This window comes from Mesorhizobium sp. M7A.F.Ca.US.008.03.1.1 (genome assembly GCF_003997495.1).
Taxonomy (GTDB): Bacteria; Pseudomonadota; Alphaproteobacteria; order Rhizobiales; family Rhizobiaceae; genus Mesorhizobium.
Window position 1 is genome coordinate 28,419 of record NZ_RZRU01000006.1, and the last position, 14,388, is coordinate 42,806.

The following is a 14,388-nucleotide window of genomic DNA, read 5'->3' on the forward strand; positions in this document are numbered from 1 at the left end:
GCTTAGCCCTTTGCAACGTTGGTGTTTACCGCCGTGCTGGCGGTGCAGAGGCGCGTAAAATCGCAACCGGAACATTTGGTCTGGCTGGGGTTTGGCTGAAAATCATTGGCGCGAAGCGCCGCAGCTGTATCCTGCACGCGTGCGATCACATCTGCTATCAGATCCTCGTCAACCGCCCTGGGACGACGTGTTTGGGTGTCGAGTTCGTAGGTCTCAACAAAGTCGGCGTTGCGGCCAGTGAGTTCCTTGTAACCCAGCGCATAGATATGCAGTTGCGCTTCAGTGAGTTCTTCAGCCTGAGCCCGTTGCGTCGACTTCAGGTCGACGATTGCCACCTCATTTGTGTCACGCCGCCGCACCAGATCGATACGTCCGGCAACGGTAACCCCGTTTTCTAAGGCGACTTCGATTGCTTTCTCGCTGTGCTCAAGTTTGTCAAACTCGGAGTGGCGGGCAGTAATGTAGCTCGCAACGGTTCGTTTCGCTGATTGCCGCATCGTATCGGCCAGGGCAGGATAGGCGTAAGGCAAACGCAAGTGACGATCCACCAATGCGTCGGCGTCGCTCGGATTGAAAGTTTCGCCTGCTATTGCTCGAGCGTGCAGTTCGGCTAAGGCATCGTGGAGCGACTTGCCGTAACCTAGCGCCTCCGCGAGAGGAGCATTGAACCCGTAGAGGGTGCGCATCTTAAATTGGTACGGACACTCGAAAAAGTAGCGCATGTCCGAAAAGGTCAAATTGACGTTAGCAATCGAAGTCTTTGCGCGCGGTTCACCGCGCTCCCGCGCGTCGAATGTTTGGCGCAAGCGCTTCACGTAGCGCGACTCGAGGACGTTGTGCCAGAGATCGGACGGACGGACGTATAAGGTGCTCCCCGGCGTCGGAGCGGTCGTCAGGTGAAGATGCTTCTGACTTCGCGTTACGGCTACATAGAAGAGCCGACGTTCATCTTCGGGCGCGTTCGCAAAGCGGTTCTGGCTACCAATGCAGCGATCCGGAATCAGGTGCCAGATTGTTCGTCCACCACGCTTGGATGCCGGGAAGCGATTACGCACAAGCTGAGGCACAAACACGACAGGCCATTGAAGGCCCTTAGCCCGGTGGATGGTCAGTATTTGCACGGCATCGGGCGAGACAAATCTCTCGTCCTGCCCAGACGATTCACCATAGGCGCCTTCGGCCTGATGACGGAGAAACGCCGCAAATGACTCGTATTTTGCAACAGGGCGCGAATGGAAATAGATAGCTTCAAAGTCCGAGATGGCTTGGCTGAACTTCGCCAGATTGTAAAAGGTTACCTCCCCGCGCCCGCCCGGGATGATCTCTTCTCGCAGCCCAATACGCTCGAGAAAACCTATGAACTGACGTTGGATATTGTAAACTGAGAACCGCACAGAATTGTCTTCGACGGCCATGCGTTCGCGGGTCGCGACCGCTTCGTCCACCGCCTTGGCTATCGCCTCTTCCGGAATACCGAGATCGGCACTGCGCCACGCCGCGATGACGGTATCGCGATCCGCTTCGCCAGCCATAAGATAGAAGAGCTGCCGCGCAGCCTCCGCTTCCAATGCATCGAAGAGGGTACTCATTCCTACCGAAACAAAAGGAATGCCGGCTTTCCGAAGCGCCTGTCGAATGGGGTCTGCCATTCGATTGATCCGCACAAGCACTGCCATATCCGACCAAGAGATCGGTCGCTCGCCCGAGCCTTCTTTGATCAAGCTGCCCCGTAGAGCCTTACAGGTGTCTGCAATGTATGCGGCCTCCTCATCGGGCGAACCCAATTGAAGCGCGACTATGTCGCCCGCTTCGTATTCCTGAACCTCAGCAGAGCGCATCATTTTCGGCAATCGGTCCGGGTTCTTCTCGATCACTAGTCGAGCCACGTCCGAGATACCAACTGTTGAACGGAAATTATCTTCCAGGCGGATCGTCTCACACACTGGATAACGCGCTGCAAAGTTCAGAATGTTGGAAACATCGCTCCCTCTGAACTGGAAAATGGTCTGGTCGTCGTCGCCGACCACTCGGATCGATGAACCGAGCGAATGAAGCTCTTGGACAAGGCTCTCCTGAATCGGGTTGACATCCTGATACTCGTCCACAATGACGACCCGTAGCCGATTGCGGACCCGCTCGCGCAATGCAGGGATCGACCGCAACGCCTCGACCGCCTCCTTCAAAATTGAGGAATAGTCAAAGTACCCCTTTTCCCTAAGAAGCTGCTCGTACTCGACCAACCCCTGGCCAATGCTCGCCCCCGCCAACCTCGCCCAATCGACAGTAGACTCGCGCAGAATGGACAGCGCGTCGATGTACAGCTTAGTGTCGACGTAACGCTTTAACGGAGTACCGTTGAGAAGCGAAGTCGCGTTGAGCCCGCTGCGTGCCGCATAGCGGTTGACGAAAAGAACCTGCTGAACCTCGTTTAACACCTCATACTTGAGAAACTCTGGAACCTCGGTTCGCAGAAGATCGAGGCAGAATCCATGAATCGTGCCGATATACATGTCGGCCATGCCGACAAGTTCCGGTTGGTCCTCTCGGCATCGTTCGATGATCCGGTGTTTAAGCTCTGCCGCAGCCTTTTCGGTGAACGTAAACGCAACGACGTTGCGAGGCAGCAAGCCCTCGCCGCCCTTGTCAGCTGGTAGCAGAAGCCGCGCTATATGGCGCGCCACAACCTCGGTTTTCCCCGAGCCCGCGCATGCGATAAGTTGGAGATTAGCGCCGGCATGCGCTACAGCGGCGTCCTGCGCAGCGGTCAAAGCCATAGGATCGCGCCCGCTGGTCCAGAGTAAAACATTATGCCGCCCCCTTTGCCCGACTCAACGCACTCAAGTCATCGCACTACTTTAATCCATTGTCCGCGAAGGATAGCCCGCCCAGAGGGAGAGACTATGTCAACTCGAACACACCTTCGTCCCAAGCGGCCTGCGTAAATGCGTTGAGCGTCAAGCCAAGTCGCCCCGGTTCAGTGACAAGGATGTAATGCCATGTCCCATGCTGACCAAGCCGGTTTACTGCCTTGACCCATCGATCTGCGGCCTTAGCCTTTGCATCCGCATTGTCGGTCATTTGTCCTTTGATCTCGACAATTATATTCTGGTCCGTGTCAGTCACGACGACAAAGTCTGGAATATAACGAGCCGGTAAACCGTTGCGTCGGTAACGAATATAAAAACCAAGACGCTCGTTCTTGACCCATCTTTTGACACCCGCATGCGTATCCAGAACAACGCCCGCTATTTGCTCCCATTTTTGGGTATCGGCAACCATTGCATTTAGATGACAGCGATTTGCAACTTGAATAGGTTTGATCGTGGGGAAATCTATATGATCGGTACCGCCTTGCCCAGCAGCGCCGTGCGGAACAATAGCGACCTCGCTAACAGAAGTGGTGGTGCCCTTCTTGATCGCGTCGAACATCGCGCTGACGGCCGCTTGGACATATTGGCCGACCAGCAACACGTCGCAGGGCTGACTATCTCCTAACAGCACCAGCTTCTCCGCCAGGAATCGCTTAACAGCGAAAGCAACACGAGGGAAAAGCTGCTGCATTGGAACTGCGTCTGCCCCGTTGTCCTCGACCCATCTGACACAGATTTCGCGAGCGAGGCGGAAGGCAACTTGCTGATCGCGGAACAAGGTGCGCCACTCCTTTAGTGAAAGGACAGGCTTTTCCCCCGGATTATATCGACCAAGCGCGACGTCCGGATTGGTCAACGGCGTCAATTCGACGACTTGCGGGATTCGCGCTGGATCGAGGGTGACCTTTGAGACTTGGCTCCAATCGACAGAAACCTCGAGACTACCCGACTGATGATATCCAGCAACAATTGGAAAAGTTATTTCGAATTCCGACTTCTCGGACACCGTATAAATATGGTTGGGCTCGGGCTGCGGAGGCTGGGGTCCAGCTGGTGCTACCTTGAATGGAACTAACTCAAAGGGAACTCCGAAAACCTTGGCCGTTTCTTCAGCGAACATCTGCGTCTCTTCGTTGAGAGCGTAGCTCTTGCGCCTAAGGGCGCGGCCAACGACCTGCTCGCAAAGCAGCTGCGATCCAAACGGGCGCAGGCCGACGATATGTGTAACGGTATTTGCGTCCCATCCTTCGGCAAGCATTGCAACTGAGACGATGCTTCGAACGTCCCGCCCAGGCGGAATTCGCTCGTCAGTCCATTTGAGGGTGCCGTCATTATCGTCAGCGGCAACCTTGTCATTGTGCTTGCGCACCAGTTCTGACCATTCCTCCGGCACCTTGCCGCCGAGCCATTCCGCCTTGCCGACGGTGTCCAGGATAAAGCGCAGCCGCCGCGTCTCGTCCTTGGTGCCGCCCGCTTCAATATCTTCGATCACCTTTGAATCGACGCGTACGGTCACCTCCTGACCAGGGGTATTGCGAAACCAAGGCGGCGAGGTACCATAGCTGTCGTTGCCGTTGGCGAGCCAGGAATGAACCTCGCGGGCGACCGCAGTATCACGGCACACGACGATGAAGACCGGCGGAACCGGATGCTTCTGCTGCTGCCTTGAGAACCCGTCCCAATCTTGAAATCGCTGGTGCCAATCATTCGCCAATAAGTTGATTGGAGCGCTGGCGTAATTCATGACCAACTGCGGCGTGATCTCGGTCCCGTAACCATCTTCCTTGGCTTTAGCCTGCACCCATCGCCAAATGTTGAAATAGGCAGCCTCGTCAGTACCCGTTGTATCGCGGGCTGGCAGTTGGGGAATCTTCACGAGGCCGGACTCGATGGCGTCAAGGAGGCCAAAGTCGGAAACGATCCAGGGAAACGGCTTGCCGACTTCGTTGCCAGAGCCCTGAATAAAGAAGGGCGTCGCCGATAAATCGACACAAAGATGGATGCCACGTCGACGGCTACCGCCTGCAAGCTTGTTGACCCGATCGAGTCCTTCAATCCAGATCGTCGCCTCACGTTCATTCTTGCTTGCAAGGTCTTTGTCCTCGTCAAGCGGTTCTTCGGTGGCGGCGTCACCTCGCCGGTAGGCGTGATGCGCCTCGTCGTTGAAAATCAGCCAGTGCGAGCTGCGGCCTTTGCCGCTGCCAAGCTCGCGGCGGATGCGCTTGAACCATGCGGCGTCGGATTCAAAGTACTTGGTTTCGATTGTTTCGTTGACCTTGCCGGCATTTTTCACCACTTCTACGGGCTCGCCGGTCTTCACGACCTTGGCGGAGTCGCCGTTGACGCTGTTGGTTTCCTTCTTCGCAAGGCGGTGCCAGTTAGCGATCATCACCTCGCCGCGCCGCAGGTCTTCCATCCGGTGAACCGGCACCAACTGCCGGGTTCTATAAAGGGACAGATCCCCGAGAGCGGGGTCTAGTTCCTGCAAGCGTTCGCGGATGGTGACGTTGGGGCAGATGATAAGGATGGTATCCGAGAAGCGATCATCGCGCGGGGATGCAACGCTGTTGAGGATGGACCAGCCGGCTAGCATACCCATGACGGTAGTTTTGCCCGAGCCGGTCGCCATTTTGCAGGCATGGCGGACAAAGGCGCGAACGCCGGCTGCCTTGGATTCAAGGCCGGGTTCGTCCTTCGGAATTTCGGGCAGACCCTTGCGATAGATTTCGGCGGCTTCGGCGAGAAAGGTGATCGTCTCGGCCGCTTCGATCTGAGCGAAGAAAAGCCGCTGCATGCGGTCGCTGCTGTGCCAGAGTTCCAGAAGCTCCTTTGTAATCTGCGATGCGCCGTCATAGGCGACACCGCCGGAACGGCTGCCCTCCCGCCATTCCTTTACCCGCTCGCGGATGACGTTGACGATTTCAAGCTCAACCTCCTCGCCCTTCGCATCGTCGAACAGTTCGGCCTGCTTCTTGCCCGTGCGACCGCGCCCGGCGTGTTCGGGGACGCGGTAGAAATAGCTGGCGCGGCGACGGCCTTCCGCCTTTAACGGCGGCTTTCCGCGCTCGATGACCCAATGAAAGACAGGTTCGCGGAACGGCGAATTGATGATCGGCGAGTCAACCTCGGCGACGGTGATAGGCGGTTCCTGCGGCTGAGCGGCGGCGGGCATCAGTGTCCCCCTTCGACGGTCTTGACGACCATCAGTTCATTGCCGCGCTCGTCGATGGCTTTGACGGCGATGCGCTTCTTGTCGCCAAGAATGAACGGCTCGCTGACCGTCCCTGCCAGGTGCTCCCACACGCCGTCGCTGAACTGGCCTTTAAGTGATTTTTGCAGGTTGTCCCACGCGCTAGTCTTAGGGAAGAATACCTGTGTCGCCATAAACACCATGCCGTTGTAGTTGCTATCGAGCATCCAACACGGCAGGTTTTCGGCCGCGACCTCCTCCGTCTCCATCGTATCGGGGCGAAAAATGTCGAGGCCCTTCACGACAACGCGATGTAGCAAACTTCCATCCTTCTCCTTCCCGGCCGGTTCAAGCGCCACGTCCGGCAGGCCGGTGATGGAGAAGATTTCGCTCGTCTTGGCGGTCTTGAGCAGGTCCGACATGACAACGTCGGGCGTCACCGACACGTAGGTCGTCGGCACCTTGAGCCTGCCGAGCATTTCGCGCGCCTTCGGGTCGATGGCGAAGCCGAACAGGAAAAGCTGCTGGAAGCCCTGCTGCAACGCCTCGGTATGGGCGTCGTACACGTACTGCGATCCGATGGCACCGTCTTCGGGACCAAACACAAACGCGATGCGTTTGTCGGTGCCGTTCTTTGCAACGCCCTCTGCGTGAAGATATTCGCGATCGGCGAGCGGGCTTATGGATTCCAGTTGCAGCGTAACGTTTCCGGGCAGTTGCAATGTCTTGCTCTGCCGCAGCACTTGGATCATGCGGTCGAGATAGGCACGTGGGTTGGCCGAAACTGCATGGGGTGCGGGGAGACCGGAATCTTCCTCGAGGCTCATTGCGGCCTGAATGGTGGCCTCTACCGTGAAAGGTCCACAAACCCGCGTGACCTTCTCGTTGACCTCCGCGCGGTCAACAAGAACCTCCATCTTGGGATCCTCGTCGTTGGCGACGGATTTGAGGGTGATACGCGGCACCAAGCCGCCGACCTCCTCTCCTTTCTTGTTTCGCTTGCGCTGGTAAATGAAACCGCCCGCCGGACCTTTCGCGGGCTCTTTCAAGCGATACCAGGGGAAGGTGCTCGTCAGCAGCCGCTGCCGCGCCAAGGCAACGGGGACGCGTGACGTGTCCACTGTAATCCAACGCCGTCCCCACATCTCCGATGCGTAGGCGGTCGTTCCAGAGCCGCATGTGATGTCCAGCACCAAGTCGCCGGGCTCGGTGGTCATCTGGATGCACCGTTCCACGACCTTAACGCCGGTTTGGACGACATAAACCTTGTCGTCGGTGAAGTTGCCGGTGATCGTGTCGGTCCAGATATTGCCGGTTTGCTGAAATGGAAAGTCATCTGCGAAGCGGCGATAGCGGATGCTGTTCTTGGCGACATGGATGCGCCCGGCTGCGGCCAGCTTGTTCATGCCGTCGGGATAGTTGGCTTTCCAATGCGAGTTGGCGCCGGGCAAATAGGTCTTGCCTTCAAAGGCGAACGGCTGCGGCTCCGAAGCCGCGCCCTGTGATTGAAGATCGCCAGGATTATACGGCCGCGCCCCGTCGGGAAGTTCCTCTTCGCCCCTTGCCTCGGCGGCCTTAACACCGCGATAGGTGCCGTCCGGCAGGATGACCCAAGTTGCATTTCCCTTGCCGAGTTCGACGGGTTGCGGCTGGAACACCTTGTTGTAGCTAACGTGAGCCGGGCTCTTTGCATACCAAAGTAGGAAGTCGCCAACTGTCGGCAGTGTTGTCGAGTCAAACCCGGACGTGGTCTGGAAACTGATCTGCGAAACGAAGCCATCCGGGAAAACCTCATCCAGGACTTCGCGGACGTGATGGATGTTGTCGTCCGATATCTGGACGAAGATCGAGCCCGACTCGGTCAGAAGCTCTCGCGCAAGTGTAGCACGGTCCCGCATATACATGAGATACGAGTGCAGCCCAAGCTCCCATGTATCGCGGTACGCCTTCACCATTTCTGGCTCGCGGATCATCTCATTATCCGATCCGTGCGTGACCCGGTTCTTGCGGACGAAGGGCTGGAAGTTCGACCCGAATTTCACACCGTAGGGCGGATCGAAGTAGATCATCTGCGCCTGACCGCCCATGCCCTCGTATTCAACCAGCGAGTTCATGACCTGCAACGAGTCGCCAAGGATGAGACGGTTTGTCCATGGCCCCTTATGTTCGTAGGCGTCCAGCTTGTCGGCAACATCAAGATTGGTGTCGCCGAACATGTCGAGATTGGTGCCGAGCGCCTTATGGGATGTCAGTGTTTCGAGGATCGCCTGTGTGGAATGTCGTTCGTGCACGAACAGAGGCAGCGTCGGCACCGTGACCTGCTGGCGCTCGGCCTTGCCCGTCCAATTCAGGAAAGGCTTTGTCAGGCTGCGTAGGCGGGCGACGCATTGTGACAGCGAAGCAAAACTCTCGCCGTTGCCCGCCCATACATGCGGGAAGGAGAAAACCTTGGCTTCGCCCTCTTCCGCCGAGTCCGCGACCAGGCTTAGCAACCATTCGGCAAAGGCGCGGTCAGCACTCTCGTCCCACGAAAGTTCGGGCGCAAGGCTGGAGTCGTAGCGGTAGGTTTTCGGTGCCTTCTTGTTCGAGAACTGGGCTTCAACACCCGCGTCGGGGCGCTGCACAGACTCTTGGCCGTGCTTATAAACCGAAGCGGCCGGTTGATTGTCCTGCGCCATCTATTCTCCTCCCCATCTGAGCCGCCTTGTCGCTCTTGCGCTCACGACAGGCTCGATACTTCTGCCATACTGACAACAAGAGCGGTAAAGAAAATGGCTGGCAAAGCCGAGCCAATGCGGGACGACATCAAATTTCGTCAGTCTGGATCAAGGTTCGGATTTTCTGGCTAATCTCGCAGCGCAACATCCTCACTGCCTTGCAAGTCTGCGCCTTGTGCCAAGTTTCGTCTGAAGGGAACTCGTTGAACTTTGCCATAACTGCCGGTCAAGCCAGCCTGCATTCGACCGGCGATTGGCTTGGGCATTTCCATGGACGCCCCTGATGTCAAGATCGGCGACATGTGCCACAAGAGCCGCGTGGAGGTGTTCGCGAGCAACTACACACTCTACAGCGGCACCGGCGGATGAACGCAATCTGCCACCAATTTGTGCCGAAGTCTGGTAACCGAACGCGATAACGGCTACCAACACGGTCGAAGCATAATCATCCACTGGCCGCCCTCATTATTGGAAGCGGCGTCGTTCGAGTCCAATTTAGACTACGGTCCGCTGATGGACTGGACGCACCTCACGTAATTTGCTCGCCAATTCAGTATCTTAGCAAAGTGATCAGTTCGCCCTAGAAATGTTTGTAGCAACTGTCCGGCTTTCTGGTGCAATGATTCCGTCGAAAGCAAAACATATGAAAGCAAAAACATACCATTGACTCCTCGTCAAAATGGACTTCAATATGTAGAAGTTCTTAGCGAGAGGGGGGCTCCTATGAAATCCATAATTTTTGGTGTTTCGACAATTTCCATGCTTGCGGCGTCGCCGGCGGGTGCAACGACCACAACTGAACTTGCGATGTCATTGTATACCAAGATGTCAGATATTGTCATGCCTGGCGGCAATCGGTTGGAAGTGGGCAAGAGTTACTTCGTCATTGCGAACCCTGGCATCGTTGTCGGCAATCCGTCAGATTTCGGCGGCGACACGGCAATCGAGGAGCTCATATCGCAAATCGATATGGTGCCGGAGCAAGGACCTTTCTATCAACCTACCGCGTTCCATCTGTCGCAGTTGTACAGGACTTCGATCGGACAGCTGTCGGTCCCGCAGCCACCGAACAAGGCTGATTTGGAAGCCAAGTATAATGCGCTTCGTGCAGAAGAGGATGGCGACCTTAAGCCGGTGTATGACCAGTACACCAAGCTATCTGATGATCTTGATGCCGTAGAGGCTGAGATTGACGAATATAAACGCGCTCAAGCGGCATTGCTCAAAGTCGACCCATCAACAATACCTGAGACAACTGAATTGAAAAACAAGAGAAGAAGAGCCAGGACGAAGGTAGATGAATTTCCTGGTATAGTGAAGATGGCGTCCCATATTGCATCTGTGCAGTCAGTTTCGACTTCACTACCAGATGTGTGGAGAGCCGAGCTCATCAAAAATTTCAATCGCCACAACAGAGGTCAAAATTTTCCGGACTATCTCTTCTACCCTGCGGTCAAAACATGGGACTCAATCAAGTGGACCACCTATTCGTTCAATGAATCCGATCTCAGTTCCGTCTCGGTCGATGAATTCAAGTCGTCAGGCGGGCGTGCCGGACTCGACGGCATCTTTGGTGGGATAATCGGCGGCAGTGCCGCAAACAGCGAGCAATGGAATTGGAGTGATATCGAGGGGACTAACCTTGATGTCAAATTCGACCTTGGTCGCGTCGGCATCTACCGACCCTGGTTCGATCCGACCGTATTCACGTCAAAGCGCTGGCGGTTCGACGACGGAGAGTTCGCCTGCAACGTCTGGAGTGATGGCGACGTCTCGGAGGCCAATGACGAGGCCGGACGCAAAAAGGAATTGATGCCCTTCTATGTGAAGAGCCTGATCCTCGCCAAGAACCTTAAGATGCATGGCAGATGGAGCAAGGACTTCAAGAGCGAATACACGAAGAACGAATCCATGGGTGGCCGCGTGCGCTTCGGATTTTTCTCGGCAGGCGCCAGCAAGAGCCACACCTATACAAAGAAGGAGAGCCGGTCGCAGCTCTCGGATACAGGTATCGAAAACGCAGATATCCAGATCATCGGATTCATCGTGCAACCGCTTCCATTGACGCCCAATCCCGCGGATATGACTGGCTACACTTGGGAGAAGCCGCTCCCAACCTGCAATTAGGAGCGCCGAGATGTTGTGGCGAGCGTCGCTGGTTCTCGGCCTCGGACTTTCATATGCGCCGGCATGGGCGCAGGAGGCAACGCTAAAGGATATTGCCCCCAGTCAAGACAATTTCGTGCTCGAAGTAAGATCCTTGCCAATCCATCCATGGTTCGGGTCTGGATCAGGGCGAGATTGGGATGCGCCGCTTTCCGCGACGTTCGACCAGATCTTTGTAAAGGATGGTTCGTCCGTCGCGGCACTGGAAGGCGTCCGCGTGGCCGACCTGTTGCTCGCGTTCCTCGACGACCAGATTGCGCAACCTGCACCCGCGGAGAATCTTCCGGCGGATGTAAAGGCGGCGCTCGGTCGCGAAGCCGAGGTCAAGGCAGAAATTGCTGCACTTGAAGACAAGATCGCGGTGGCTTCCGGATCCGAAAGGGTCAAGCTTCGACGTGAGCTGGAAAAGTTGGAGCAGGAGCTGGTTTCCCTGAGCTTCGTCACCTCAGCGGTGAGCCCGGACGATGGCTCGTTCTATAAGGACTTGCGGGCAAAGGCGAAGAACTACGTTCTCTCCGATGGCGGACTTCGGTTGGATATCAAGCCCCTTGTTGGGGCCTACGCGGTCGTAAACGACTGGAAAACGGTTGTGCTGCAAGGAACCGACTGCCCTGCACTTGCGCCCGCTGGGGCGCAGGACGCAGCGAAAAACCTGGCCTCGCTTTCCACCTTCGCAGAAGTCACGCGGCTAGCGATCACGCGCAAATGGGCCAGTACGGTTTTTGGTACCCGAAAGGAATTCACCTTCAATTCTCCGTCGGCTGAACACGCTAATCTTGCCGGGCTTGCCGAGAAAACCGCCTACCGGATCGATGCGCTCTATCTTGCGCGGCGCATCGAACTTCGAGGCGCAATTTCCCTCGACGACATCAATCTACTCGCGGCTGAATCACCTGAGCCCGTTCTGCTAGTAGGTTGTACTCAGGTGAGTTTCACGAAGGGCCTAGGCTTTAAGGGGCTCAGCACTTTCCCGGTTTCGCTCGCAAGCGGGCTCGCTGTGAATTTCCCGCAGATTGTGGGCATCGAGCTCAGCCCCCTTCCTGCGGTAAAATTCAGTGACTAGGACCGGAGCTGCCATTTTTGCGTTGTCATTGATGGCCGGACCCACATCCAGCCGTAGCGCCGAGTATCCTGAAATCGGTTGGCAACCGATGCAAATCGTCACCTTCGATGCGACGGATTTCGCAGCAACTAAGGCTGTGCTTTCCGGTACGCTCAAGGACTTTGAGGTCGCGAACGGCGCGACGCTCACTACATTGGATGATCTTCTTGCTCTCGTCGGCCGAGCGGGAACCATCGAGAAAAACCCACCTGCCACTGAATTCGAGCTCCGTCGGCGGGCCTTGGCCAAGCGTAGACTGGGGTTTTCGAACGACGACATTGCCAATCAAATTCGTCTCGACGAGATGATTGCACCGTTTATCCTTGATCCCGACCGAGCGAAGCCCGGCAACCTTTTGCTCGACGTTCTTCAAAACGACGTCTTGCGCAAAATCTGTTCGATCGTCGATCTTTCCTCGTTCGACAATCACGGGTTTTCTCCCACCAACAGATACGAGGCGCTGCAGCTTATCGGGAGCGCAAAGAGCTCCACGTTTTTGGACCCAGGCGAGGTTCAAATCGACCCCGATCTATTCGCTGGCGACGAATGGTGGGATACATACGACCTGTGGTACGGCGACCTGGTGGACGGACCGGTCAGTTCGTTTGGACGAAGCCCGGGGGTCATTCCTCTTGGATCCGTGCGCGTCGCGGTTCTTCCCATCGGGATTAAAGGTCTGACCCCGACGATCCTCTCCCATATCTCGTTCAGGCAAAAAATGAGTGACACCGAGGTCGCCAGCTTGCCGGAGAAAGTGCGCCTCCCAACGGCGTTGGTGGTGGGGGTTTCGCTTGGAGCCAGTCAATTCAAACTGGCGGAAAACAAGCACCTTTCCGTTCCTGTAAGCGAATGGTCAAAAATTCTGAAAAGCCGCCTGGACCTAGCGGATGGAAAATACTTCATATTCGGCGTGTTCTATCAGACCGTAGGTTTGAATCATGACTAGGTGGATTTGGGCAGTCTGGATACTGCTTTTTGCCGTATCATACGCAGAGGCCGAAGAGGCCAAGCTGTATGCACCTTTCCTTTCCTACGCCTACAGTGTCGACAAGCCGGATCAGGACAGCATCATCGACTATTCAGACCGGATTTTTGCAATCATCGACAACAGCATCGTACTTACGAATTTCCGCTTCAGTCAGGTTTATTCGAACATTCTGTACTCTCCGACCGTCACGGTGGAGCGGCGTCCTTTCTACGAGGAGATGAAAGAGCGGACGGAGGCGGCGAGACGTATTTCCGGGCAGAACATCAAGATCGACGAGGGGATCACCAAGATTACCAGCTTGGCGAGCTTGACCCGTCTGGGAGTTTTGGACCAGGAGTGCTCGTCAAAGTCGTTTCCCGAAAAGCCGGATGGCCGGGTGCGGATATTCGACTACGTTCTTGACGTTAAGTGCCTGGCGACTCTCGGCGGCGATGTGGGGGCGGATCTCATTACCTATCTGCGAGACAGCCTGATCGCAAACGACCTCGAGGTCAACGCCGCCCGACAGCTGTTTCTTGCGAGCTATGACCAGACGTCCCCCGCATTTGCCGTGTCGCACGATATTTTATTGCGAGGAAAGGCGACCGAGTTCGGCGAAAACTCCAAAAACATCAGCATTCGCCATATCACCTTCACCCGCGGCTGGTTGGACAAGACGCTGTTGATGTCCCACGCCGACGACCGGTACGCCATGTACCGGAACCAGCTGGTTTTCTCCGCGCAAAGGTCGGTGGAGGAGCCGAAGAACTATTGTTACATCGAGGCAATTAACATCATTTGCAACAAGGCGGCATCGGGTGAGCATTGCGTGATCGAAAGCGCCAGCTGTCAGCCAATCCCCGACTATCTGGTCCTCGGCGATTTCCGTTAGCGGCATACCTTGAGCGTGGTCTCCCGGCATTCAACTTGACGTTTCCGCCCCTGATCGATCAACCCTCGTCTATGACTGGGCACGTGTGGTCTGATGCTGACCGATTGCAAGCTTCTTCGAGGTGAGGCCGCGCAGGCTCGTGTGCTGGTGAGAACGATCACTTATGGTTCTTGAAGGGTCGGACGCGAAGGGCGTATTGGCAGCACTTTTGGTTGCCGGGGGTTGAGGCGCGGTCAGTGACTTGAAAGCTAGCGAGGCCTTCGCAGCAACCCAGTTCCTGGCGGCGCAGAAAAAGCCGGCACGGTCCTTAACGGTTACAAGTCGGCTGCTTGAACGACCGTGACCAGGGCAGTGGCCGATGCCGACAATTCCCACCCGCAATCTCTCGTCAAATTGTTCCTAGAGCCGAATCCGATATTCGAATTTCTATCGTAAGCGCATGTAGTTCGGCCTGGTGCGCGGCCCAAAAAGTTCGAAAGGCTTC

7 protein-coding genes are annotated in these 14,388 nt (G+C 56.2%); 4 read left to right on the forward strand and 3 right to left on the reverse strand.

Annotation, left to right across the window (positions count from 1 at the left end; all coding sequences use genetic code 11):
• Positions 1–2: 2 nt before the first annotated feature.
• From EOA16_RS10485 to EOA16_RS10495, 3 genes are all read right to left on the reverse strand, one after another.
• Positions 3–2,774 (reverse strand): ATP-dependent DNA helicase, encoded by a 2,772-nt coding sequence (locus tag EOA16_RS10485; RefSeq protein WP_127257693.1) that lies wholly within the window; start codon positions 2,772–2,774, stop codon positions 3–5.
• A gap of 124 nt (positions 2,775–2,898) precedes the next feature.
• Positions 2,899–6,042 carry a DEAD/DEAH box helicase family protein gene (locus tag EOA16_RS10490; protein WP_127257695.1) on the reverse strand — a complete coding sequence of 1,048 codons (3,144 nt, stop codon included), beginning with the start codon at positions 6,040–6,042 and terminating at the stop codon, positions 2,899–2,901.
• Positions 6,042–8,738, reverse strand: coding sequence for a site-specific DNA-methyltransferase (locus EOA16_RS10495; protein WP_127257697.1), 2,697 nt, complete (start codon positions 8,736–8,738; stop codon positions 6,042–6,044). The genes EOA16_RS10490 and EOA16_RS10495 overlap by 1 nt, the downstream gene beginning before the upstream one ends.
• 762 nt (positions 8,739–9,500) lie before the next feature.
• Here EOA16_RS10495 and EOA16_RS10500 point away from each other — a divergent pair.
• The 4 genes from EOA16_RS10500 (at position 9,501) to EOA16_RS10515 (ending at position 13,904) form a co-directional block, all read left to right on the forward strand.
• Positions 9,501–10,904: a hypothetical protein gene (locus EOA16_RS10500; RefSeq protein ID WP_127257699.1), complete on the forward strand. Its 1,404-nt coding sequence runs from the start codon at positions 9,501–9,503 to the stop codon at positions 10,902–10,904.
• 10 nt (positions 10,905–10,914) lie between these two features.
• The gene (locus EOA16_RS10505; protein WP_127257701.1) at positions 10,915–12,006 is read left to right on the forward strand and encodes a hypothetical protein; all 1,092 of its coding nucleotides are present in this window, start codon (positions 10,915–10,917) and stop codon (positions 12,004–12,006) included.
• Positions 12,007–12,094: 88 nt separating this feature from the next.
• Positions 12,095–12,991, forward strand: coding sequence for a hypothetical protein (locus tag EOA16_RS10510; RefSeq protein WP_127257703.1), 897 nt, complete (start codon positions 12,095–12,097; stop codon positions 12,989–12,991).
• Positions 12,984–13,904: a hypothetical protein gene (locus EOA16_RS10515; protein WP_127257705.1), complete on the forward strand. Its 921-nt coding sequence runs from the start codon at positions 12,984–12,986 to the stop codon at positions 13,902–13,904. The genes EOA16_RS10510 and EOA16_RS10515 overlap by 8 nt, the downstream gene beginning before the upstream one ends.
• Positions 13,905–14,388 lie beyond the last annotated feature (484 nt).